Annotated in this window: 22 protein-coding genes; 14 read left to right on the top strand and 8 right to left on the bottom strand. The window is 62.2% G+C overall.

Translation table 11 applies throughout. The features are described 5' to 3' along the window. The first annotated feature begins 6 nt into the window (after positions 1-6). Positions 7-1,425, top strand: coding sequence for an FAD/NAD(P)-binding protein (locus LUU92_RS17630; RefSeq protein ID WP_257102404.1), 1,419 nt, complete (start codon positions 7-9; stop codon positions 1,423-1,425). On the opposite strand, the gene LUU92_RS17625 is transcribed toward LUU92_RS17630, so the two are convergent. From LUU92_RS17625 to LUU92_RS17610, 4 genes are read right to left on the bottom strand one after another with little or no spacing between them, the layout of a single operon-like run. Further along, positions 1,417-2,661 carry an efflux RND transporter periplasmic adaptor subunit gene (locus LUU92_RS17625; protein ID WP_093123954.1) on the bottom strand — a complete coding sequence of 415 codons (1,245 nt, stop codon included), beginning with the start codon at positions 2,659-2,661 and terminating at the stop codon, positions 1,417-1,419. The two genes, LUU92_RS17630 and LUU92_RS17625, sit on opposite strands and share 9 nt — an antisense overlap. After that, positions 2,651-4,129: a TolC family protein gene (locus LUU92_RS17620; RefSeq protein WP_071491948.1), complete on the bottom strand. Its 1,479-nt coding sequence runs from the start codon at positions 4,127-4,129 to the stop codon at positions 2,651-2,653. The genes LUU92_RS17625 and LUU92_RS17620 overlap by 11 nt, the downstream gene beginning before the upstream one ends. Next, positions 4,122-5,321 carry an ABC transporter permease gene (locus LUU92_RS17615; protein ID WP_257102403.1) on the bottom strand — a complete coding sequence of 400 codons (1,200 nt, stop codon included), beginning with the start codon at positions 5,319-5,321 and terminating at the stop codon, positions 4,122-4,124. Before LUU92_RS17615 ends, LUU92_RS17620 begins: the two co-directional genes overlap by 8 nt. Beyond that, positions 5,318-6,025: an ABC transporter ATP-binding protein gene (locus LUU92_RS17610; protein ID WP_257102402.1), complete on the bottom strand. Its 708-nt coding sequence runs from the start codon at positions 6,023-6,025 to the stop codon at positions 5,318-5,320. Before LUU92_RS17610 ends, LUU92_RS17615 begins: the two co-directional genes overlap by 4 nt. 357 nt (positions 6,026-6,382) lie before the next feature. Between LUU92_RS17610 and LUU92_RS17605 the strand changes: the two genes are divergently transcribed. Continuing rightward, entirely contained in the window at positions 6,383-7,141 is a 759-nt protein-coding gene (locus LUU92_RS17605; RefSeq protein ID WP_071491945.1) for a TetR/AcrR family transcriptional regulator, read from the top strand. A 283-nt stretch (positions 7,142-7,424) separates the two neighbouring features. Beyond that, entirely contained in the window at positions 7,425-11,297 is a 3,873-nt protein-coding gene (locus LUU92_RS17600; protein ID WP_242626976.1) for an immunoglobulin-like domain-containing protein, read from the top strand. 77 nt (positions 11,298-11,374) lie between these two features. On the opposite strand, the gene LUU92_RS17595 is transcribed toward LUU92_RS17600, so the two are convergent. Together LUU92_RS17595 and LUU92_RS17590 are read right to left on the bottom strand one after the other, a co-directional pair. Beyond that, a complete protein-coding gene (locus tag LUU92_RS17595) occupies positions 11,375-12,436 on the bottom strand; it encodes an FUSC family protein (RefSeq protein WP_071491944.1) in 1,062 nt (353 codons plus the stop codon). Between the two features lie 151 nt (positions 12,437-12,587). Further along, entirely contained in the window at positions 12,588-14,204 is a 1,617-nt protein-coding gene (locus tag LUU92_RS17590; RefSeq protein WP_071491943.1) for an NADP-dependent glyceraldehyde-3-phosphate dehydrogenase, read from the bottom strand. A 138-nt stretch (positions 14,205-14,342) separates the two neighbouring features. Between LUU92_RS17590 and LUU92_RS17585 the strand changes: the two genes are divergently transcribed. Further along, on the top strand, positions 14,343-15,203 hold the full coding sequence (locus tag LUU92_RS17585) for a Dyp-type peroxidase (RefSeq protein WP_071491942.1): 861 nt from the start codon (positions 14,343-14,345) through the stop codon (positions 15,201-15,203). Here LUU92_RS17585 and LUU92_RS17580 read toward each other — a convergent pair. Further along, complete coding sequence (locus LUU92_RS17580) at positions 15,200-15,622, bottom strand: winged helix-turn-helix domain-containing protein (protein WP_371322061.1); 423 nt, start codon at positions 15,620-15,622, stop codon at positions 15,200-15,202. The genes LUU92_RS17585 and LUU92_RS17580 overlap by 4 nt on opposite strands. Before the next feature lie 601 nt (positions 15,623-16,223). On the opposite strand from LUU92_RS17580, the gene LUU92_RS17575 reads away from it, so the two are divergent. The 7 genes from LUU92_RS17575 (at position 16,224) to LUU92_RS17545 (ending at position 21,892) form a co-directional block, all read left to right on the top strand. Continuing rightward, positions 16,224-16,385 (top strand): hypothetical protein, encoded by a 162-nt coding sequence (locus LUU92_RS17575; protein WP_016969018.1) that lies wholly within the window; start codon positions 16,224-16,226, stop codon positions 16,383-16,385. 103 nt (positions 16,386-16,488) lie between these two features. Then, entirely contained in the window at positions 16,489-17,373 is an 885-nt protein-coding gene (locus tag LUU92_RS17570; protein ID WP_257102401.1) for a SctD/MshK family protein, read from the top strand. Between the two features lie 26 nt (positions 17,374-17,399). Further along, the gene (locus LUU92_RS17565) at positions 17,400-17,756 is read left to right on the top strand and encodes a hypothetical protein (protein WP_071491940.1); all 357 of its coding nucleotides are present in this window, start codon (positions 17,400-17,402) and stop codon (positions 17,754-17,756) included. Next, the gene (locus LUU92_RS17560) at positions 17,756-18,091 is read left to right on the top strand and encodes a tetratricopeptide repeat protein (protein WP_071491939.1); all 336 of its coding nucleotides are present in this window, start codon (positions 17,756-17,758) and stop codon (positions 18,089-18,091) included. Before LUU92_RS17565 ends, LUU92_RS17560 begins: the two co-directional genes overlap by 1 nt. Beyond that, a complete protein-coding gene (sctV, locus tag LUU92_RS17555) occupies positions 18,088-20,220 on the top strand; it encodes a type III secretion system export apparatus subunit SctV (RefSeq protein WP_071491938.1) in 2,133 nt (710 codons plus the stop codon). Before LUU92_RS17560 ends, sctV begins: the two co-directional genes overlap by 4 nt. Further along, positions 20,217-21,497, top strand: coding sequence for a type II and III secretion system protein family protein (locus LUU92_RS17550; RefSeq protein WP_071491937.1), 1,281 nt, complete (start codon positions 20,217-20,219; stop codon positions 21,495-21,497). Before sctV ends, LUU92_RS17550 begins: the two co-directional genes overlap by 4 nt. Before the next feature lie 14 nt (positions 21,498-21,511). Continuing rightward, positions 21,512-21,892, top strand: coding sequence for a hypothetical protein (locus LUU92_RS17545; RefSeq protein WP_071491936.1), 381 nt, complete (start codon positions 21,512-21,514; stop codon positions 21,890-21,892). Positions 21,893-22,098: 206 nt separating this feature from the next. Here LUU92_RS17545 and LUU92_RS17540 read toward each other — a convergent pair whose 3' ends face one another. Continuing rightward, positions 22,099-22,863, bottom strand: coding sequence for a tetratricopeptide repeat protein (locus tag LUU92_RS17540; protein ID WP_071491935.1), 765 nt, complete (start codon positions 22,861-22,863; stop codon positions 22,099-22,101). Between the two features lie 48 nt (positions 22,864-22,911). On the opposite strand from LUU92_RS17540, the gene LUU92_RS17535 reads away from it, so the two are divergent. Genes LUU92_RS17535 through LUU92_RS17525 form a run of 3 tightly spaced genes read left to right on the top strand, consistent with a single transcriptional unit; the run spans position 22,912 to position 24,165 of the window. After that, positions 22,912-23,475 (top strand): EscC/YscC/HrcC family type III secretion system outer membrane ring protein, encoded by a 564-nt coding sequence (locus LUU92_RS17535; RefSeq protein WP_071491934.1) that lies wholly within the window; start codon positions 22,912-22,914, stop codon positions 23,473-23,475. Between the two features lie 12 nt (positions 23,476-23,487). Continuing rightward, on the top strand, positions 23,488-23,721 hold the full coding sequence (locus LUU92_RS17530; protein WP_071491933.1) for a hypothetical protein: 234 nt from the start codon (positions 23,488-23,490) through the stop codon (positions 23,719-23,721). A 9-nt stretch (positions 23,722-23,730) separates the two neighbouring features. Continuing rightward, complete coding sequence (locus LUU92_RS17525) at positions 23,731-24,165, top strand: hypothetical protein (RefSeq protein ID WP_058425050.1); 435 nt, start codon at positions 23,731-23,733, stop codon at positions 24,163-24,165. The last annotated feature ends 1 nt before the right edge of the window (position 24,166 follow it).

The following is a 24,166-nucleotide window of genomic DNA, read 5'->3' as shown; positions in this document are numbered from 1 at the left end:
CTTCGCATGAATGAATCCATCCGCAACGCTGATGTCCTGATCATCGGCGGCGGCCTGAGCGGCACGATGCTGGCCGTGCAACTGCTGCGCCGGCCGGGCGCGCTCCGGGTGCTGGTGATCGAACCGCGTGCCGAGCTGGGCCGGGGCGAGGCCTACAGCGCCGTCGAACTGGGCCACACCCTGAACGGCAACGCGGCGCGCATGAGTGTCGACCCGGACAACCCTGACGACCTGACCCAATGGCTCACCGACTACATCGGTGCCGGCGGCTGGCCTGAGTCCGACCAGCAACACGTGCCGATCAGCGAACTGTTCCCGCCACGCGGGATATTCGGCTTGTATGCCCAGCAACGTTTGGCCGAGGCGAAGGCGCAGTCCGCATCCAGCGTGGAGCATGTGCGTAGTGAGGTAGTCGACCTGCAAGTGGATGAAGGCTCAACCCTGCTGACCCTCGATAACGGCCAGCAACTGCGTGGCGCGTTTGCGGTACTGGCTACCGGCATGTTCCCGGCGGCGCGTACACCGCAGACTGAATCCAGCGGGCTGAACGCGGCGGCGGTGGACCCGTGGGACGTGAGCGCGATGCGCCGGATCGACCCGCAGGCGCCGGTGCTGATCATCGGTTCCGGGCTGACCATGGTCGACGCCGTGGTGTCCCTGGAACAGGCCGGGCATCGCGGGCCGATCGAGGTGTTCTCGCGTCACGGCCTGCTGCCCCATGTGCGGCGGCAACCGCCGGCCTGGGGGGATTTCCTTGGGGAGGACCACCGCCTGCGCAGCCCTCGGCAGTTGCTGCGCGAGGTGCGCCGGCAATGCGCGCTTGCACGGGAGCAGGGCATCGACTGGCAGGCGCCGCTGGACACCGTGCGCGTGCATATCGCGCGCCTGTGGAGCCAGGCCAGCGAGCGCGAGAAGCGCCAGTTCGTGAGGCATGTACGGCCCTGGTGGGAGAGCCATCACCACCGCTCGCCGCCGTTGAGCGCGCAGTTGGTGGCGCGCTTGCACGAAGAGGGGCGGTTGCGGATCCGGGCGGCGTCGTTCAAGGGGTTGGAACCTTCGGGTGAAGGGGTGACGATTCGTTTGCGTTATCGCGGCGAGCAAGGCATCACCCAGGTCTCGGGCGCAGCGCTGATCAACTCCAGCGGTATCGAATACGACTGGCGCCGCGTGGCGCGGCCGCTGCCCCGGCAGTTGCTCAAGCGTGGGCTGATCCAGCCAGGGCCGCTGGCGTTGGGGATTGCGGCGGATGCGTCGGGGGCAGTGGTGGACGCCCAGGGGCAGGTCAGCCAGCGCTTGTTCGCCATGGGCCCGCCGTTGCGTGGGATGTGGTGGGAGAGCACGGCTGTGACTGATGTAGCGCTGCAAGCCAAGGCACTGGCCGCAAAGCTGGCGCCCCTCCCACATAGGGTTTTCCATTTATCTTGAGGTCTTCACAAGGCCGGGTTTCAGGCCGAAGACTTCGACGCCCTGCGCGGTTGATTGCCCCGTGGTCACCTTCACCCGCTCCACCGGCTTATCCATCGTCTCCCGATACTCCACCGTGTTGTCCGCCTGGATTGCCTGGCTGGGAATCACCATCGCCTGGGCATTGTTGTAGGTCACGATGGTCAGCCGCGCACTCATCCCCAGGCGCACCCGTTGCAACTGCTGCGGCGTGAGTCTGGGGATCGACAGGGTCACCGGAAACTGCGCGCTGCCCTGGCTGTCGTTGGCAATTGCCAAGCCGCTGACCACGCTTACCGAGCCGGTCAGCCGCTCGCCATCAAACCCGTCGCCCAGCACTTCCACCGCCTGGCCCTGATGCAACTGGTTGATGTCCAGCTCCGAAACCTTGGCGGTGATTTTCAGTCGTTCAATGTTCGCCAGTCCAAACAGCACCTGGCCCTGGCTGACCTTGCTGCCGGCCTGCACCGGGGCATTGTTGTTGCCGCCGCCCTGGGATGAGGTGTTGCCCGGTGGCGGCACCACGATGCCGGAGAACGGCGCCTTGACCTCCTGGCCGTCGAGCAGCTTGTGCAGGGCGTCGTATTTCACCGTGGCGTTGGTCAGCTCCATGTCGGCGATCTGGCGGTACTCGCCCTTGCCCTGGTCGATGGCCTGCTGCAGTTCGCTGCGGGCGGACGCGAGATCCAGTTGCTGCTGCTGGGTCTGTTGCCTGAGGTCGTCCAGTTCATTGCGCGGGATGATGCCGCGCTTGAACAGGTTTTCGCTTTCGGTGAGTTTGCGCTGGGTGTTGCCGGCGGTCATTTCGGCGGTGCGCAAGCTGCGGCGGGCGCGGCTGACGGCGGGGCTGCTGTCCCAGTCCTGCATCTCTTGCACGGTGCGCCGGGCCTTGAGCTGGGCGGAAAGCGCTTCGCGCAATTGCACTTCCAGGGTGGCCGGGTCCATGCGCAACAGCACCTGGCCGGCCTCGACCCGCTGACCTTGCTCCACCAGGTTGGCTTGCACGTTGCCATCGAAGGGCGCGGTGAGGGTGATCGTGGTATCAGGCTCGATCTTGCCTACCAGGCCGATCCGGTGCTCCAGCGCTTCGGGCTTGACGGCCAGCCACTGTTCGCTGGCACCGCCCGGATCGGACGCCGGGCTGCGCAAGGCCAGGCCCGCACTGCCCAGCAGGACGATCAACACAGCACCCAGCAGGCGTTTCTGATTAGTAGTCATTGAGGGCGATTTCCCAACTTTCCAGCGTCATGCCCAGGGTCAGGTCGAGCTGGGTCTGGGCGTTCAAATAAGCGATCAGCGCATTCAGTTGCGCGTTTTCGGCGTTGCGCAGGTCGGTCTCGAAACTCAGCACCTGGAAGTTGGTGGAGCGTCCGGCGCTGAGTTTTTCCCGCTCGATCTCGATCTTGCGCCGCGACAATTCCACGGCGCGCTGGGAAATTTCATACTGGCGCCAGCGGGTGCCGAGGTCACGCACCACATCGTTGACGCTGCGTTCCAGTTCCTGGCGTGCATCGGTGATGCGGATGGCCTGGTCCTCCACATTCACTCGCGCGCGCACTTCGGCCTGGCGCGTGCTGATATCGCCGATGGGAATCTGCACTTGCACCCCGGCGTAGCTGTCCCAGGTACGGTTGTTGGAACGGCCGGTATCGTTGTCAGTGTTGGCGCGCACCTGGTTGGCGCCGGCCACCAGGTCCACTTGCCAGCGACCCGAGTCCTTGGCGATCACCAGGTTGAGGTCGGCCTGCTGGCTGCCGAGCAGGGCGGCGAGGTATTCGGGTTGCTGGGTCTGCGCCAGGTTGAAGGCCTGGCGCTTATCGATCTGCATGGGCCTGGCCTCCAGGGCTTCGGTGGCGCGAATCGGCGTGGACAGGTCCAGGGCCAGCAGGCGCAGCAGCGCCAGGCGGCTGGTGTCCAGTTGGTTTTGCGCTTCTTCCACGCCCAGTTGCTGGGTGGCGATATCGGCTTCGGTCTGCACGATTTCGAATTCGGCCATGCGCCCGGCACTGATCAGCGCCTTGTTCACTTCCAGCAAGGTGCCGGAACGCTTGAGCGCATCCTGCACGATGCTCAGTTGCTCCTGGGCACGCAGCAGTTCGCGGTAGGTGGCAATGATCTGGCTGATGGTTTGCGCGACGGTGGCCTTGAGGTTCAGGCGGTTGGCCTGTTCCGACAGGCGCGACAGGCGCAGCGGCGCGGTGGTGGCGTCCCAGCCGGCACCGCGCAGCAGCGGTTGGATGATTGCCAGGTCAAGGCCGTCGCTGCGGTAGCGACCGGCGCGGTCGGCGTTGCTCAGTTGCTGGGTCCAGGCCATGCTCAGGCGTGTGCCGTACTCGCCGAGCAGGCTGGTGGCGGGCGCCACGTTGGCATTGCGCGTATTGTCGGCGGAGCCTCGGGTGCTGCGGTAGTAACTGTTGAGGGTGAGCTTGGGGTTGAACACATCTTCGGCCACGCGCAGGTCGAACTTCTGTGCCACCCGTTGCAGGTACGCGCTGCGGATCGCCGGGTTGTTGCGCAGGCCCAGGTACACCGCATCCCCGAGGGTCATGGCGGTGGTCTGGGCATTCAACGAAACGCTGCGCTCGTAGCCGCTGCGGGTGGTGCTGGGTGCCGATGGTCTGATGACCACGTCGGCGGCCATGCCGGGCAGGCTGGCGAATGCGAGCAGCCATAGCCATTTACTCATCGCGCAGGGCCTCCACTGGCTGCAACCGCGAGGCCGAGACCGCCGGGTAGATGCCGAAGAACAACCCCACCAGCAACGTGCTGCCCACCCCCAGCGGCAGGGCGGCGACCGCCAGGGCAAATTCCCAGCCCGACAGCCAGGCGTACAACCAGGCCGCCGTCATGCCCAGCACGGCGCCACACAAGGCACCGACGGCGGTGAGGGTCACGGCTTCGAGCAGGAACAGGTTGCGGATGTCGCGCTGGCGTGCGCCGAGGGCCATGCGAATGCCGATCTCGCGACGGCGCTCCGAGACGTTCATCAGCATCACGTTCATCACCCCGACGCCACCGCCCACCAGGGAAATCGCCCCCAGGGCCAGCAGCAGATACGCAAAGGTGCGGCTTTGGCGGGTCATGCCGTCGATCATTTGCTGGGGCACCTGGATGTCTGCATCGTGGTCGGAGAGCTGCGAGCTCAGGGCGCCAGCCACGTCCTTTGCAAGGCGTTCCATGTCCTGGCCGGGCGTGGCGCGGATGATCACGTTGCCGATCTGCGGTGTGGCATAGATGCGGCGCATGCCTTCGGCGGGGATGAACAGCGACTCGTTGGCCTGCACCGGCATCAGCATCGCCCGGGGCTGGTTGCGCAGGATGCCGATGATCAGGAACAGATAGTCGTTGATGCGCACACGGTCGCCCAGTTGCAGCGGGTCACCTGGCGCACCGAGCGCCTGGGCCAACTGGTCGCCGATCACGCCGTAGGTTTCATTGGCATCGAAGTTCGACAGGAAGCGCCCCTGCTGCATCACCAGGCGCATCGCGTCCTTGATGTCCGGCGTGCTGCCGACGAAGTTGGCGTTGGTGGTGCGACCGTGGAACACGATGGGCCCGCTGAACAGCGTGAGGGCGCCGATATGGGCAATCCCCGGCACGGTTTGGCGCACGGCGTCCAGGTCGAGGCGGGCAGGCATGGGGATACTGCTGCCGTCCTTGGGCGGGAACTGGGCGATCAGGGTGTCGGTGCCCATGTCCTTGAAGATCATCGCCGCGTCGGTGGCGGCGTTGTGGCCGATATTGATCAGCGCCACCACCGACGAACTGCCGATGACGATGCCCAGCAAGGCCAGGACCGAACGCTTGCCCAGCGTGCGCAGGCTGACGAACGCTTCATGCAACAGTTGGCTGAGGCTTTGTTCGACCCGCAGGCTCATAGGCTCCCGGCCTCTTGTACCACGCCATTGCGCACCAGGATCTTGCGCTCCAGGCGCTCGGCGATATGCGGGTCGTGGGTGACGATGATCAGCGTGACTTGCTGTTCGCGGTTCAACGCCAGCAGCAGGTCCATGATCTCCTGTGCGGTGGTGCTGTCGAGGTTACCGGTGGGTTCGTCGGCCAGGATCACCGACGGGTTGCCCACCAATGCCCGCGCGATGGCGACCCGTTGGCGCTGGCCGCCGGAGAGGTCGGCAGGGCGATGGTGGGCGCGGTCGGCCAGGCCGACCTGATCCAGCATGCGCAAGGCCTGTTCCACCGACTCATGCCGCGACACGCCGCGATAACTCAAGGGCAGGGCGACGTTGTCCAGGGCGCTGAGGCGCGGCAGCAGGTTGAAACTCTGGAACACGAAGCCGATCTGCTGGTTGCGGATAGCCGCCAACTGGTCCGGTGTGGCGTTGAAAATATCGTGGCCGGCGAAGTGGTACTGGCCGCAATTGGGCAGGTCCAGCAGGCCGAGGATATTCAGCAGGGTACTTTTGCCCGAACCGGAGGCGCCAAGGATGCCGCAGCTGTCGCCACTGGCGATGGACAGGCACACATCATTGAGAATGGCCAGGTGTTGCCCGGCCAGCTGATAGCTTTTGCCGATGCCTTGCAGGGAGATCAAGCCTGGGTGCGCGGGGGTATCTGTCATCATGACTACGCCTGCAGTCTCGACGATGCCGTGCTGCCCCCGGAAAAGCATTGTTACAAGTTCGGGAGCTGCCTGGCATGCGTCACGGACTGGTTTTATTTCTTGTTTTTAAAATATTGTTTGAATACTAACCGTGTTCCCGCTGCTTCGCCAGCCATGGATATAGAGCGGTTTCATCCTTTGAAACGATTTCCTCCATGGGCCTCCAGGCCGCTCAAAATTCATCCGACCAGTCTCAAAGAGCCGGTGGGCGCAGGCTTTTGATCATATGGCGCAGTGTCACTACTTGCTTTCAGGCGGCGGCCCCGGTATAAAAAATCAAATTATTTTTTAAAACAATATTTCCCACGTGGAACTTCTATGGTCGCGAAGAAAGTCAGCGCTCCAAACATTACCAAGACTCGATTGCTGGATGCGACAGAGGCTCTCTTCATCAAGTACGGATATGACGCGGTTTTGTTACGGCAGATTACCGAGCGTGCCCAGGTCAACCTGGCGGCGGTGAACTACCACTTCGGGGACAAGGATTCCCTGATGCAAACCCTGCTCAAGCAGCGCCTGGAGCCGCTCAACGAGCAGCGGCTGGAACTGTTGGCGCGGTGCGAGGCCGAGTCCGACGGCCCGCTGGACTGCGACACCTTGCTCGGCGTGCTGTTTGCCCCGGCCATGGGCCTGGAGCGCAGCGACCCGGCCAGTGCCAATGGGGAAGGGCGTTCGTTCATCCGCTTCCTGGGCCGGGTCTACAGCGACACCTCGCCGTTTATCCAGGAATACCTCAAGGTGCATTACCAGCCGGTGTTCCAGCGTTTCTTCGAAGCCTTTGCCCTGGCCCTGCCGGACCTGCCGCGCAATGAGCTGGGGGTGCGCCTGCAATTTGCCCTCAAGGCGATTTCCGGGGTGATGGCGGGTACCGAACTGCGGCTGCTGATGAACTCCATGAGCCTGGGCCGCCCGGCGACGGATGCCGAGGTGATGGCCAAGCTGATCACCCTGGTGTCGGCGGCGATTCGTGTGCCGCAGCAGAGCCCGGAAGCGGAAACAGCTTTGGCACGGGTGCTGGACACTCAGCGAGCTATTCGTGAACAAGCTGCGGCGCCGGTTGCCAAGGCCTTGCGCTGAAGCAAATCCGACACAAAAAAAAAGCCCGCTGGGGCGGCGGGCTTGATATGCAACATTTGTAACGGATGAGGCTTCACCCTACGTTCCGGGATGTGAATAAAACGTGAAAAATATGTAAGAAATGATGTGTAAAGTGCGATAGTTCATGCATTCAAAACACTACTTCAAACCATCACTCTTCGCTACCTGTCAACTTTGACAGCTAGACACGTTGAGTGATGAGGCGTGTGATTTCTCCCTGACTCGTGCACGACCTGCACGGGCTTAAACCCGGAGAAAAATCATGTCTGCCGAACCCAAAGGCCCCAAATCCTCGGTCGAGGACGCCGAGACACAGGCTTCCGCATCCTCTGAATTGTCCGCGTCAGGCACTGCGAGGCCTGCTCCGCGAAAAAAACCAGCTCCCGTGGTGAAATCGTCGGAAAGCCGCCCCGGGTTTACTATTATTGAGGATCTTGACTCTCCCTACACCTCCCCTACGCAGGTTATACCAGTAGAGAACGCGTCCTATGGTGTGGGCATCCGTCATCTTGAGGAGGGGGTGGACGTCGTTTTTGAGCGTTGGGAAACCTTTTCCGTGGGTGACATCTATCGGTTCAAGCAGGAAGACCTGGTGCTGATGCAGGACAAGGTTACGGATAACAGCACCACTATTAAACGAGTCTTCCTAAACATTCCTCGTAGCACTATGCCGTTGGGCTTCGTAAACGACGTCTACGGCGAAGTTGAGCGTGTTGGCACCACCACCCTCAGTACCTCGCCGCGCCAAGTTATATTTGTAAAGGACACCCGTCCGGGAGGCGCCGACGACTATCCCAATGAAAACTGGCACTCCAAACTGGTGTTGACCCTTTCGGATACAAATATTGACGCTGTCGTCGCAGCCAGGGGGGTTACTGCAACGATTCGCGCATGGGAGCACATGCGGGTTAACGACTTGGTGATGTTCTACTGGGGCGCGCATCGTTTTGAACTACCCCCTATTACAGCTGACCAAGTGGGTTTTGACCTGATTTTTTTGATCACGGGTGCATTCATAATCGCGGCCGGATCAGGTGATTTTGTCGCGCAGTTTTATCTGTTTGACGAGGTGCGCAACCGCTCGGGTGAGCTGCAGCCGTGGTGCAAACCGGTACCGGTAAAAGTCAATTTGAACATAGCGTTGCCGCCGGAACCGTTTATCGTCGAGGCGGACCCAAAAACGATGGTCCTGGACGCAGATGCTCTAGGTCAGGCTTCTGCCACTGCGGAAGTGGAGGTGCCGCGTGACAGTCCTTATTTTCGAGTGGGTGATTTTATCTTGCTCACCGTGCACGGCACCACTCCAACAGGTGAGTATGTGACTGAATCCTTGCGGCTGCCGGTTGACAAGATTCCAAAGTATTACGAATTTCCTATCCGGAACGAGTTGGTCCGCTCACTTATTCAAAGCACCCTGACGGCTTCCTATGTTAGGCAAAGAGACGGTGAAGATGATCTGCCCTCCAGGGAGACGACGGTTACCGTTGCCGGCCGGCGTTTTGAATTGCCAAGGCCACTGGTTCGCCAAGCCCATGGACCGTTCATCCAGCCGGACTTGCCGCTCATTACCGCGGAAATGCCGGACTACCAACCGCCGGGCAGCCCTGGGGACGATTTGACAGTTCGCATTCAGGGGGTTCGCTTGGACAACACCTCTGAACTGGTTTGGTCTTCGCGTCTGGCTGGCTCGCATGTGCGCACGCGTGATTTTCTCAATGACCAATACGCGCGTTTCGAAGGCTTGCGCGACACCAACGTGCACTACATCGTCACTGGCGCATTGGGGGTACGTGAGTCAGACCGCCGTTGGATACAAGTAGGAATTCCAGCGCGAACGCTGCAGGCACCTGTGTTCCAGGACGCGATCAATGACAACGTAGACCCCGCGCGGGTCGGCAGCGTGGGTACGCTGGAGCTGCGTGCGGATTTCAAACAGGGCGACCTGGTCATCCTTAAGTACAAGGGCTCCGTCAGTGGGGAAGCGCAGTATGAATACCCGCTGTTTGTAGCGGGCAATCCACTCTTGGTGGATGTTCCAAAACAGCTCTTCGTTGACAATCTGGACGGCACGCTCACTGCCAGCTTCCTGATTGACCGCTATGGTGTCTTCGAGTATTCCGAAGAGGCGGTGGTGACCATCGGCACGGCATTGGGCAAACTGTTCATGCCCGAAGTGCTGCAAGCCAACCCCGACACCCATGAACTCGACCCGATACATACATGGCCGGACGGTGCGACGATCCGGGTGCGTTACGAGTTCATCAAGCCCGCCGACAAAGTCGAGGCTGTCTTTAAGGGGCTACCAGGAATAGGCTGCTATTCGGAAATCAAGGAAGGGCAGACCGGAGACCATATCGACTTCACGGTCCCGGTCGGAGCCATCGGCTACAACATCCATCCTGATGGCCGTGATATCGAAGTGTCCTTTAAAGTGATCCGCAATGGATTTGCTACACCGTCACCGACACTGGTGGTGCGTTTACTCTCGCTGCATCATTTGTCTGGGCCCCTGATCGACAGCATTGGCGAGGACAGCGTGTTGCAGAAAACGTTGTTGGACGATCTGGACATGACTCGTGTGCCGCCATACCCCTACGCCGCGATGGGGCAACGCATGTGGTTGCACTATTCGGGCTGGCTCGACACGGGAGCTCCCTATGAGGAGTCGACGTTTGTCGCCCGCGAGGCTGTTGACGATGATGTCACATTTGGCCCATCGGCATATACGCCAGTGGGTCGTCTGCGCCGCCTTCAAGACTGGTCTGCACTGACGATACGCTTCTGGGTGGCGTTCGATCACAGTTCGCAGAAGGACAACGCTGTGCTATTTGGCGTTCGTCATCATGTGGTCCAGGACCAACCGAACGTATTTCCTCATCCGTCGATCAAAGACTCGACGCCTGCCAGCGGGCCGGAAGTGTCGGTTAACCCACTGACAGTCGAAAACAAGTGCCAGGTGCTGGTGAGCTACCCCAACATGAACCTGGGGGGGGTGGACAAGGTATTGCTTCACTGGATCCTTGCTAATGGTTTGACGATTGATTTGGGGCCGCTGGATGGTTTGGATGGTGGCACGGTTACCTACAACGTGCCCAATGATTTGGTCGCCAGGAGTGTAAACAGTACTGTTCATTTACAGTACTTCGTACAGTTGGGTCGAGGTGGCGAGGGTACATCCGATGAACAGAAGGTCACGTTCGGTACGATTGCGTCCGCCAACCTGCCACGAGCCCTCATCAATGGCGTGGCCCATGGAGGGAGCCTCAATCCACCTACACTTACCGGTGACGGCCGGATCGCAGTTGCCAAATGGCGCTTGAGTAGCCCCGGGCAACGGGTGTGGTTGTCGGTTTCCAGTCCTGGAGCTGTCACGCAGAACCTGTTAACGGCCTATCCGATCAATTCGTTGCAGGCTGCCAATGGCCTGCGCGACCATTTGATCTCGCGCGCCTGGTTATTGGGACTGCGGAATAACAGCGTGGTCACGGTCGCGTTGGCGGTTACCTTCAACGGCAGTGAGGAGCGCAGTGATGCGATACCTTTCCCTTCCACGCAGTACAACATTCGCCTGACGTCGCCGCTGAATTTCGACCAGTCTGCGGTCACTTTGAGTGCTCGGACTTACATACTTCCCGGAACTCCCAATATATTGCCAACCTTCGGCGCAGGAAACTCGATCACGCGCCGGGCTTCGGGAGGTACAGCGCCCTACTACTACTCAAGCAGTACATCGGTGGCCGTGGTGGATGGCGGAGGGCTGGTGACCGTGCGCGGCAATGGTTCTGCGACGATTACCGTCAGGGACTCGTCGGTGCCGGCGCAGACCCGCAGTTACACCGTTTATGTCAGCAACGTCGTGCAAGTGTATGGCATGGGCAGGAATACGTTCAGGAATATCAGTACGGCAGTGGCGAATGCTGGGCTACGCATGCCCAGTCTCGATGAGCTACGCGCCATCAACCACGCCTATGGAGCCAGGTGGCCCATGGGGTATGCGTGGTACTGGTCGGGTACCTTCTCCCATTCATTCCTCTTTACCAATTATTACTACTTTCTGGATATTCCTAGCGGTGGCACAGGGACGGAAGCCGACAAGTTGCTCGGCGGCCACCTAAATGGTATCGGGTTGAGATAACGCAAGCGTGAAGGGCTGGCCGGTGGATCGCATAGAGAAACCGGCCTTTTCATCATTAGTTGATTGAGTGAGGAGGCTCAGATCTTCCAGTGACTTGCACTATTGGCCAGTCGTTGGCGCATCGCATCCACATTCGCCGCCAACTGCACCGTCAATAAGCGATACCCATCCAGCGCGCTGTAGACCGGCGTATCCAGTGCTGGCTCGGTGCCTGTGATAGGGCTGGGCCGCTGCAACCGTTCCGTCACCCCCGACTTCAACGCCCGCGCCATCCCCACCAACTGCACTCGAATCTGCCGATGTTCGGTCCTCAACATCACCTGCATCCGCGCCATCGCCTGTTCATCCCGTGGATCGGGCCGGGTATTGCCAAGAATCTCCAGGGTGCTGATGCACATGCGCAAATGCCGCTGGATCGCGTCGAGTTCGGTCATGGAAATCCGCACTTCCTTCGACACCGACGGCATCAGCGAACGCAGTTGCACCATCGACGCATTCAAGCGGTTGAGCAGCTTGACGTGCTCATCATCGGTGACTGACTGGCCATTGATGATCCGGCTGTAGATCGCCGCACAATCGCGCAGCGCACTGGCCAGGTTGTAGCGCCACGAATACACGGCGTACAGCGGCAGGGCGAACGAAAACGCCAAGGCCAGCACAATGCCGATCAAGATATCGACGGTGCGCCATAGCCCATCGGAGATCGGGTTGTCCCCGTGGCCGGCGACGATAAACACGGTGATCGCTGACAACAGGGCGATGTAGCCGCCCTTGCCGATGGCGTGATAGGAAAAGAACCCGCACACCGCCGACATCAACAGGTAGGTCAAGAAGGGCAGGCCGAAGTAGGCCTGCTGCACCACCACCACCAAGCCGACGCTGGCGCCGATCAAGGTGCCATAGGCACGCTCCACCGCTTTCTTGCCGATATTGCCGTGGTGCTGCAGACCACCGATCACGATCAGCATGGTCACCGACGCCCACTCACCGTGGGGCAGGTTGATACCGGTGGTCAGCAGGATTGTCGCCAGCAAGCCGATGGACACGCGCACGGCGTGAATCAGCTTGGCATGGCGGTAGCGGCGGTACGGGTCGAGCAGGGGGCGCAACAGGCGCCGGGCGAAGAAGGGCAGGTTCATCGGTAGTAAAGTGGCCTCGAAATTCAGGGGGTACACGGTCCAAGTGTGGGAGGGGGCTTGCCCCCGATAACGGTGGATCAGTCAACCGGTCTGTTCCTGAGCGACTGCTATCGGGGGCAAGCCCCCTCCCACATTTGGGTCTGTAGCGTTTTCAGAAGATGTAGTCGGTAGTCAGGAAGCTTGAATCGCGGTTACGCAATATGTCGCTGACCAGCGCCTTGTTGCTCTCCTGGAACTTGGTCGCCACCAGGGTGCGGATCGAAAACACGCGCAACGCGTCATGTACCGACAGCGTGCCCTCTGCCGAGTTCTTGCGCCCGTTGAACGGGAAGGTGTCCGGGCCGCGCTGGCACTGGGCGTTGATGTTGATACGGCCGACCTGATTGGCGAAGGCGTCCACCAGGCGCCCGACTTCCACGGCGTTGGTGCCGAAGAGGCTCAGTTGCTGACCGAAATCGGAGTCGAGCACGTACTCGATCACGGTCTCCAGGTCGCGGTAAGGCACGATCGGCACCACCGGGCCGAACTGCTCTTCGTGGTACACGCGCATCTGCGGGTTCACCGGGTACAGCACCGCCGGGTAGAAGAACGAACCGCGACTTTCACCGCCATGCTCATTCACCACCTTGGCGCCATGTTGCGCGGCATCGGCTACCAGGCTGGTGAGGTAATCCACCTTGCCCACTTCGGGCAATGGCGTCAGCGCCACGCTGTCTTCCCACGGCATGCCGGGCTTGAGCGTGGCCAGTTTCTGGTTGAATTTCTCGATAAAACTGTCGACGACATCTTCATGCACGAAGAGGATTTTCAACGCGGTGCAGCGTTGGCCGTTGAACGACAGCGAGCCGGTAACGGCTTCGCTGACCGCATTGTCCAGGTCCACCTCGGGCAGCACGATGCCGGGGTTTTTCGCATCCAGGCCCAATGCCGCGCGCAGGCGGTGTGGTTTCGGGTGTAGTTTTTTCAGGTCGCTGGCGGCCTTGTTGGTGCCGATAAACGCAAAGATATCGATCTTGCCACTGGCCATCAGCGCACTGACGGTTTCACGGCCGCTGCCGTAGATCACGTTGATCACCCCGGCCGGGAAGCTGTCGCGGAACGCCTCCAGCAACGGACGGATCAGCAGCACGCCGAGCTTGGCCGGCTTGAACACCACGGTGTTGCCCATGATCAGCGCCGGGATCAGCGTGGTGAAGGTTTCGTTCAGCGGGTAATTGTAGGGGCCCATGCACAAGGCCACGCCCAGCGGTACGCGGCGAATCTGGCCGAGGGTGTCCTGTTCCAGCTCGAAGCGGCTGGAACGGCGGTCCAGTTCTTTGAGCGCGTTGATGGTATCGGTGATGTAGTCGCAGGTGCGGTCGAATTCTTTCTGCGAGTCCTTGAGGTTCTTGCCGATCTCCCACATCAGCAGCTTGACCACCGCGTCGCGCTGTTCACGCATGCGGCGCAGGAATGCTTCGACATGCTGGATGCGCTCGGCCACGCGCATTGTCGGCCATTCGCCCTGGCCGCGGTCATAGGCACGCACGGCGGCGTCCAGGGCGGTAAGGGCGGTCTCGGCGTCCAGCAACGGCGTGCTGCCGATATGCGCGCGCTCGTCGCCAAACTGCACCGGGCTTTGCACCTTGGCCAAGGGGCCGTTCCATACCTGCAACTGGCCGTCGACCAGGTAATCACGCTGTTCAATGGGCGCTCCGAGCTGGAACTGCTCGGGAACTGCGGCGGCGGAGGCAGGAAACAGCTGGGCGAGCAGGTTGCTAGTGGTCATGGCGCTACCCCTGGAATAGTTGCAAAACATGACTAGAGAGTCACCCAACAACAGGCTCTATGGCAAGGCTTGCGCGCTTTCTTGTACGCAGGGCTGTGCCCGGCGGTTAAACTGCGCGGCTTTTCAGAAGGAGTTCACATGAGTCAGTACCAGCCGGGCATTCTTGCCGCACCGGTGCCGTTGCAGGCACGCCATCTGTTTTTTGCCGTGGAGGCTCTGGCAGCCGTACCCGCTGCGTTGGACGCACTGGTGCAACTGACCGATTCGGCGGCAGTGGTCGGTCTTGGCGAGCCGCTGGTTGCCGCACTGGGCGCACGCGTTGAAGGCTTGCGCAGTTTTCCGGCCATCAGCGGGCCGGGCGCGCATAACCCGTCCACACAGCAGGCGCTGTGGGTGTGGCTGCATGGCGTGGATCGCGGTGAACTGCTGTTGCGCAGCCGTGCATTTGAAAAGGCCCTGGCTCCGGCATTTCGCCTGGTGCAGATGACCGAAGGTTTCCGCTACAAGACCGGCTTCGACCTCACCGACTACGAAGACGGTACCGAAAACCCCCACGACGACGCCGCGGTCGACGCCGCCCTGACCGACAGCGGCGCCAGCTTCGCCGCGATCCAGCAATGGCAGCATGACCTCGATGGCTTCGCTGCGCTGCCGGCTCAGGAGCGCGACCACATCATCGGCCGCCGCCATGGCGACAACGAAGAACTCGACGACGCCCCCGAGTCCGCCCACACCAAGCGCACCGCCCAGGAAAGCTTCACCCCGGAAGCCTTCGTGGTGCGTCGCTCCATGCCCTGGGCCGAGAATGGTCAGGCGGGCCTGATGTTCCTGGCGTTCGGCCATTCCTTTGATGCGTTCGAAGCGCAACTGCGCCGCATGAGCGGTCTGGAGGACGGGATTGTCGATGGCCTGTACCGCATCAGCACCCCCTTGACCGGTGGCTACTACTGGTGCCCGCCGATCAAGGATGGCCACCTGGACCTGAGCGCCCTGGGCTAAAGCACGCCGCAGGCCACACGTTCACCGCCGCCGCCCGACGGTCTCATCGCCCGCGGGTGCGCCGCCTGCTCGAACCAGGTGGGCGCGACAAAACGATAGCCCATGCCCGATGCCGTGGCGATGTACGGCACATCGTCATCGTCATCGCCCAGCGTGCGGCGCAGAGTCTTGATCTGTGTGCGCAGGTTGCATTCCTCGACCACCCGTTTCGGCCAGGCAATGTCGAGCAGTTCGGTTTTCTGCAGCAATTCGCCGGGCCGCGAGGCAAGGGCGATCAGCAGGGTCAGGGCGCGGTTGCCAAGGTTTACCGGCTGGTCATGCCTGAGCAGTTGGTGGCGCTTGGGCAGCAGTCGATAAGGGCCGAAGTGAATCTCAACGCAACCGTCGTCTTTGAGGAGAGTGGTGGGTGAATAATTCATGTCGGTCATAGATCACCTGAAAGATTTATATATAGCCGGCCTGAAAGCGAGTCCTTTGGTTATTAGTGCAGTTGCACTAGCAGGCGCGGAGGGAAGTTGCTCGCCAAGCAATTGGGTTGCTTGGGACGAGTTATCAAACGCGATGATTAAGTCGCTTCTGTTACAAATCAAAATGTCTGGAAAGTTGGGCAAAAGGCTATTAGCGAAAAATGTGAAGTAATCGCGAAAATAAATGCCGGGTGTCGCTAGGTGGCGCGTTTCAAAAGAGGCTTATTGTTCAGCATTGTTCAGTGGGTATTAGCGGAGTGCCCGTAAACATTGGTCTTGAGCGTGTTTTTGTTTTTCTCTGAAAGTTCCATGTCACTCAGGCGATGAATTTTTTTCAACGCCAGGTTGAGCCAGACCTTTCACAACCTGTATCTGAAACGTTTCACAAGCTTTCACAGCGAAGGCGTTTTGATCGTGAGTAGTATGGGGCCCATGCAAACCAACAACGGTTCGAAGGCGCATTGTCTGACGTTTTGGGCCTTCATCGGTTTGCATACTTTCAGCGTGCTGTTGCGCAACTGAATAACTTCCCTATCGATGCAAGGAGATGAACATGGCTGATGTCCCACCAGTAAAAGCAGGCGGCGCCGACGACGCTATCGCGAAGATGGAAGCTACCTTCAACATGGCTATCGAGAAGTCGGCCAAGATCACCGAAATCAGCACCGCGAAAAAAGCCGAGCTGGACGCCACCAAACAGCGTCCGCAGAACTGATTCGCCAAACGGGCGGCGCTGGCGCTGCCCGTTTACCTCTCGATTCCCGTTTTTATCCTGATTCTTGACCCCGTTGCACAGGCTCAAAGGGGCAAACCCGACTATGACAGCCCTGATTTCCCTGGGCCCGGTCGCCGCAACTGGCGCACCGACCCTGACGGTGACCGGCGGTTTGCATCAGGGCAGTTCCCTGGTGCTCGACCAGCCTGTCTACACCCTCGGCGCCGATCTGGCGGCTGATTTGGTGCTCAGCGATCCCGGCGTTGCCGGCCTGCACCTGCGCCTGCGTTTTGAAGGCGGCCAGGTGGCGGTCGAAGCCTTGGGCGGTGACGTATTGATCGCCGGCAATGTGCGCATTCCCCAAGGCAACGGTCATCGCGCGCGGCTGCCGGTGCAGCTGCGCATCGGCACGGCGGGGGTGAGCCTGGCAATGCCTGGCGGTGCTGAAAAACCAGTGCCCGCGTCACGCACATTGGCCCCCTGGATCGTCGCGACCGCGCTGCTGTTTATCTGTGCTGGAGCGCTGGCGTTTCGCAGTGAAGCACCACCGCAGCCGGCAACCGCCGTTACCGCCGTTGCACCGCTGAAAACACCTTCCCGCGAACAGGCCAAGGCCTGGCTGGAGCAGCAGTTGCAAGCCGCCCGACTGGATACCGTGAAGGTCAGCAACAGCAACGGCCAGCTCAGCGCCACGGGCACCTTCGAACAGTCGCAAAAACCGCAGTGGCTGGCGGTGCAGCAAGCCTTCGACCAGCGTTACGGCCAGCAGATCGTGCTCAACCCGCGCGTCGCCGTGCGGGCCGATGCGGCGGCGCCGCGCGTGCGCTTGCAGGCCGTGTGGTTCGGGCCTCATCCGTACGTGATCAACGACAGTGGCAAGCGCCTGTACCCCGGCGCGGCGCTGGCGGACAACTGGGTGCTGGAACGTATCGAAAACAACCAAGTGATCCTCGCCCGTGGTGAGGAGCGCTTCACCTTCACGTTGTGACCATGCTTTTAAGCTAAGGCCCTGGGATGAAAGTCGAACCCCGCCCGTTGATCCCCAGTGACGTACGCAGTGCGCCGGTCGAAGCTGTGCGCCCGGTCAATTCGCGCCAGGCCACCGCCTTCGAAGCGGTGCTCAAGACCCGCAAGACCCACACCCGTCGCTCCCTGCGCAGCGACCTCGAAGAACTCACCGGCGCCGCTGGCGTCGACTCGCTGTTGTTCGGCAGTGCTCGCTCCCTGGAACTGCTGGAGCATGTGATGGAACACATCCTGCCAAGCCTGGACGCCGAGCCACACATCAAGGCACTGGCCGTCGAGCTGATCGGCGAAGAGATCGAGATGCGCCGCACCCTCGCACAGCAACGCTCGGAGGTACACGCCTGATGGCCCGCGATAACGACGACGCCGTGCAACTGCTCAAGGGCATCGGCGAGCTGTACCGGCGCAATGGCCAGTCCCAGCGCGCCCTGGTGATGCTGCTGATCGCGGTCAACGTCGCCCCCGATGACGGCGTGTTGCTGCGCTCGCTGGTGCTGGCTTTCACCGACAGCGGCGACGCGTCCCGCGCCCTCGGCGCCCTGGACCGTCTGGTGGCGCTGGAAGGCGAGTCCGCCAGCCTGTTGCTGTTGCGCGCCCGCGCCTTGTGGTACGGCGAGCGCAAGGACGACGCGCGCCAGTGCTTCAAACGCTATCTGGCTGCACGCAGGGCCGGCGCATGAGTGCGCTCAACCGCCTGAACAACCTGGCGCGTCTGGCTGCCCAGCGCACCGACGTGATCATCGTCGCATTCATGCTGATGGCGATTGTGATGATGATCATCCCGCTGCCCACCTACCTGGTGGACGCGCTGATCGGTCTCAATATCGCCCTGAGCATCCTGATCCTGATCGTGGCCTTCTACATCGGCCACTCGGTAGAGTTCTCCGCGCTGCCGCCGCTGATCCTGCTCAGCACGCTGTTTCGCCTGTCGCTGTCGATCACCACCACCCGTTTGATCCTGCTGCACGGCGACGCCGGGCATATCGTCAAAGCCTTCGGCGACTTCGTGATCGCTGGGCAAGTGGTGGTGGGCATGGTGGTGTTCCTGATCATCACCGTGGCGCAGTTCGTGGTGATCACCAAGGGTGCCGAGCGCGTGGCGGAAGTGGCCGCGCGCTTCACCCTGGACGCGATGCCCGGCAAGCAGATGAGCATCGACAACGACCTGCGCAATGGTGATATCGACCAGGCCGAAGCCCGTCGTCGCCGCTCGCGATTGGAGCGTGAAAGCCAGATGTTCGGCGCGATGGACGGCGCCATGAAGTTCGTGAAGGGCGATGCCATCGCCGGCCTGGTGATCCTGGCGGTCAACCTGCTGGGCGGCATGCTGATCGGCATGATCGAGCGCGACATGCCGTTCGGCGTGGCGGTGCACACCTACTCGTTGCTCACCGTGGGTGACGGCCTGATTGCACAGATCCCGGCGCTGCTGATTTCGGTGGCGGCGGGCACCGTGGTCACTCGCGTCAACAGCGACGGCGAAGCGGGGGACCTGGGCAGCGAGATCATCAAGCAACTGGGCGCCAGCTACCGCGCTCTGGGGTTGACCGCGTTGATCATGATCGGCGTGAGCCTGCTGCCGGGGTTTCCGACCTGGGTGTTCCTCGGCTTGTCCCTGGTGTTCGGTGGCGCGGCATTCATGATGTATCGCCGGCATCACCGCCAGCCGGAACTTGAAGTGCTGGTCGAGACGCCGGAGCCGGTGGTCGAAGCCCAGGCCGAACGGGATGACAACCTGTTGCCCGATACCCGCGTGCTGCTGACCCTCGGCAGCGGCGTGTCCCAAAGCGCACCGCGCCAACTGCTGCGCCAACGCGTCGAAGCGCTGTGCCACGACCTGCGCACCGAACTCGGCGTGGATATACCGGTACCGGGCATCTACATGGAAGCCAAGGCCACGCCTGGCAGTTTCCGCGTGTCCCTGGAAGGCGTGCCGGTAAGCGAAGGCGAGTTGCCGACCAACTGCCTGCTGGTGCAGGACGATCCGGTGCATGTGCAGTTGCTCGACCTCGCCACGGTGCAGGCCGATTCGCCGCTCACGGGCCGCAACGCCCACTGGGTCGAGCGCCAACACGAAGACACGTTGCGCAACGCCGGCATCGGTTTCCTGCTGCCCGACGAGGTGTTGCGCGGTGTGCTGGAACGCAGCCTGCGCCGCTATGCCGCCGACTTTCTCGGCATCCAGGAAACCCGCCTGCTGCTGGAGCGCACCGAGGCCACCTACGGCGAACTGGTCAAGGAAGCCCTGCGCCTGGTGCCGTTGCAGCGGGTGGCCGAGACCCTGCGTTTGCTGGTGGGCGAAGGCGTGTCGATCCGCAACCAGCGCGCCTTGCTCGAAGCCATGGTGGAGTGGGGCGCCCGTGAAACCGATGCCGGGCGCCTGGCAGAGCACCTGCGCGCCGCGTTGGCACGGCAGATCAGCCATCAGTACGCCGACCGCAACCGGGTGATCGGTGCGCTGGTGCTGGCGCCGGGCCTGGAAGACCAGTTGCGCGGCTCCCTGCGTCGCCAGGAACCGCAGCGCGAGTTGATCCCCGAGGACGTCAGCCGCGCCTTGCTCGCCCAACTGCGCCAGGCGTGCGAGCACACCCGCGAGGTCAACAGCGCGGTGTTGCTGGTGCACCCGGAACTGCGCCGCAGCCTGCGCCGCCTGGTGGTGCGCGGCGAGCTGGAACTGGCGGTGCTGTCGTTCCGCGAGCTGGCCACCGAGTACAACCTGCAAGCGCTGGTGACCATCAGCCTGACCGAGATTTCCAATCGCCGCGGGCCTGCCGCGGCTTCCGTCACTCCCCTGGCGTCTGCCTCATGATGCGTTTTTGTGCGTTGTTGCTGACTGTGTTTTCGTGTGTGAGCCAGGCTCAGGAAATCGCCGCCGGTGCCGGAGGTTCTATCGCCCTGGCCTCCGGCGAAGGGCGCATCCTGCATTTTGTCGCCCCCGTGGACACGGTGTTGGTGGCCGAGCCGAATGTGGCCGACTTGCAGGTGGTGTCACCGGGCACCCTCTACATCTTCGGCAAGGCGCCGGGCAATACCAGCCTGATCGCCCTCGGCAGTGACGGTCAGCAACTGGCGAGCCTGAGCCTGGCCGTCAGCAGCGCCAGCCAGGCGGTGACGGCGCCGATGCAGGCATTGCATCCCGGCAACGCTGCGCAGATCAGCGGCGCGGGTAACCGTCTGATCGCCAAAGGCACCGTGGGATCGGTAGCGGAAGCCACGGACTTGAACGCGCTGCTCAATCCCCAGGGGCAGGGTTTCCAGAGCGCGATCAACACCACCGAGTACGCAGGGGCCGCCCAAGTGAACTTGCGGGTGCGCTTTGCCGAAGTGTCGCGTTCGGAGTTGCTGCACTACGGCGTGAACTGGAACGCGATGTTCAACAACGGCACGTTCTCGTTCGGCCTGATCACCGGCGGGCCATTGGCCGCAGCCTCGGCGGGTGGCTTGGCCGCAGCGGGCGCAGGCTCGGGCAATGTGAATATCGACGGCATGCTCGACGCCTTGCAGGCCAACGGCGTGCTGCAGATTCTCGCCGAGCCGAACATCACCGCCATGACCGGCCAGACCGCCAGCTTCCTCGCCGGTGGCGAAGTGGCGATCCCGGTGCCGGTCAACCGCGACCTGGTGGGCATCGAATACAAGTCGTTCGGCGTGTCGCTGTTGTTCAACCCGACCCTGCTGCCCAACGGCCGCATCGCCCTGCAGGTGCGCCCGGAAGTCAGCAGCGTGGTCAGTGGCGGCACCGTGGATTTCGGCAACTTTCATGTGCCGTCCTTCAGCGTGCGCCGCGCCGATACGCGGGTGGAAGTCGGCAGCGGGCAGACCTTCGCCATCGCCGGGCTGTTCCAGCGGGAAAGCAGCCAGGACATCGAGAAACTGCCGCTGCTGGGTGACCTGCCGATCCTCGGCAACCTGTTCCGCTCCAAGCGCTTCCAGCGTAATGAAACCGAGTTGGTGATCCTGATTACGCCGTACCTGGTGGAGCCGGTGCGCGGTCGCACCCTCGCCACGCCCCTCGACGCACCACCGGCTACCGCAGCGGCCACCGGACCGCGCAGCGGCGGGGCGTTCGGTTTCTACATGAATTGATCAGGGGGCCTGCCATGAATGTTTTACGTGTGTTGCTGCTGTTGCCCCTGGCGCTGATGGGTTGCCAGACCCACCTGGCGCCGACGTACTACTCATCCGAATACCGCGCCGATGGCTTGCCGACCCAATGCCAGCAACCCCCGGCGACGGACACCATTGGGCTGGGCGAGGATTTCAAGCCGACGTTGGCGCTCGGCTGTGCGAACAATTTGAACCTCATGCAGATGGTCGAGCGCAAGCAGGACTTGACCCAAGGCCGCCCCACAGGCCCGGCCATGGCCGCGCCAGTGGGCCGCGCTGCCCAGGTGTACATCGAAGGGTTTGACCGTGAGCAATTGCAGCGGCGCAAGGATCAGCAAGAAGCCAAGGCCGATGCGGCGGGGGGCAAGCAATGACCTGTGTTGCTTGTTGTGGCGAGCGGGCCTGTTGTGGCGAGCGGGCTTGCCCCGCGTTGGGGCGCGAAGCGGCCCCTGTCAAATTCACCGCATTCCAACAGACAGTTCTCAGCGCCTGGTTTTGGGGCTGCTTCGCAGCCCAACGCGGGGCAAGCCCGCTCGCCACAACAGGCCCGTTCACCACAGAAAGCTCACCCACAACAGATTCAGCGCGGATCCACCAACCCCAACTCCCGAGCCTGGGCCACCGGATCGCTGATCGCCTTGATGCGCTCGGCTTCGTTCACCAACCGCGCCCGTTCGGCAGCGGGAATATCGTCCAACGGCAGTGCAGCGATGCGGTCTTCGTACCCCGCCAAGACCATCACCAACAACTCATTACGCTGATGCCGCGCCAATGCGCGGGGCGACTGGGCGACCGGGGCGATGGTGTCCAACGCCTGCTGCGACTGCCCGCCCAGCGCATACGCCAGGGCCAGGTTGCAGCGGTTGTCGAGGTCGTCGGGCTTGAGGCTCAGGCTCCTGGCGAACGCGGTTTGCGCCGCCGCGGCCTGGCCATTGAGGATCTGCGCGACACCCAGGCGGGTGTACGCAACCGGCAAGCCGCTGATCCCGGCCGCCTGGCCCAGGGCGGTGACGGCACGCTGAGTCTTGCCCACTTGCAATTGCGCGGTGCCCAGGCCGAGCAGGGCTTCGGCATTGCGGGCGTCGAACCCCAGGGCCTGCTGGAAGGCCCGCTCGGCGCCCGCCGCATCCTTGGCGTCGAGCCTGGCCTGGCCGAGCTTGAGCCACAGCTCGATACCCGCGCCGGGTTGCTGCGCCGCCCGCTCGTACAGCGCTGCCGCACTGGCGTAGTCGCCGCGCTGGCTCAGGTCATTGGCCAGTTGCAGGGACTTGTCGGCATCGGTCGCAGGTGGGTGGGCGCAGGCGGTCAGCAGCAGGGTACTGGCGAGCAGAAATCTAGGGGTCATCGTCACAACTCGTCTGGCGAAGGCGGAGGCCATGTAAGCATATTTTTGATGGCTGTCCTATGCCTGTTCAGCGCCAGTTTCGCCCACGCTGCCGAAGAGCCTGACTGGTTCTCCCAACCCTACGCCTACGTGCTGGTGGACCAGGACGTGCGCAGTGCCCTGGAAGAATTCGGGCACAACCTCGATGTGCCGCTGGTGCTCTCCGACAAGGTCCGCGGCAAGGCCCGCAGCACGATTCGCGCGGCCACCGCCGGGGAGTTCCTGCAAACCCTGTGCAGCACCAACGGCCTCACCTGGTACTTCGACGGCAACCTCTTGTACCTCAACGCCAGCGATGAAATCAGCACCAGGCTCTTCAAGGCCAGTGCCCTGGACCTCGACCAGTTGCAGGCCTACCTCGGCAACCTCGATGTGTTCGGCCAGCAGTTGTCCATGCGCAACGGCCCCGAGGGCGATGAAGTGTTCGTGTCCGGACCACCGCCGTACCTGGCGCTGGTGCAGCAGCATGTCGATCACCTGCAACCCAAGGTCACCGCCGCCCCGGTGGCGCGCGAGCGCGGTGTGCGGGTATTCCGTGGCGCCCAAGTCAGTACCGAAACCCCAACCCAGTAAAGGAGCAGCACCATGTCCGTAACGGCCGTAGACAGCAATCTCGCCCCTGGTGGCGCCAGCCCTGAAGCCAGGTTCAACGCGGCGGTGGATAACGCCAAGGCCGGCGATAAGCCCGCCGAGCCCACCGACGCCGAACTCACCGATTCGTTCATCACCCAAGCGGTCACTTACGGCGGCCAGTTCATCATCATGCCGAAGATGCAGGAACTGCTGAACGACGCCATGTCCGATGACGACGAAGAGTAGGAAGCCCCTATGACTATCAGTCTCGCCGCCGGCGCTTCGGCGTTGCCGCCGTCTGCCGGCGCGGGGCCCGCCGGGGCCTCGCAGAACCTGTTCGAGCACATGGCCAACACCGCCAAGGGCATGCCCGAAGGCGCCAGCCCGCACCAGATCGGCTCGGGCCTGATGGAGCGCATGAACAGTTTCATCGACCGTACGCGGGCGTTTTCCGAGCGCGCCGACCTGCTCACCAACAATCCTTCGGCACCGCCGCCGGCCCAGGCAGAAATCCGCACCGCCAGTGCTTCGCCCCAGGGTGAACCCGGGAAAAAAGTCGGCGAGCAACAGGTCGACCAGATCGTCCACTCCCTGGGCAAGATGTTCGATTACTCCATCGAAACCCAGATGGTGGTGCGCGGTGCGACACAGATTTCCGGCTCCGCCAACACGCTGCTCAAGGGGCAATAAC

It is taken from the genome of Pseudomonas extremorientalis (genome assembly GCF_024584605.1).
Taxonomy (GTDB): Bacteria; Pseudomonadota; Gammaproteobacteria; order Pseudomonadales; family Pseudomonadaceae; genus Aquipseudomonas; species Aquipseudomonas extremorientalis.
Note: the sequence above shows the minus strand (reverse complement) of the source record. Positions and strands in the feature narration are given on the sequence as shown.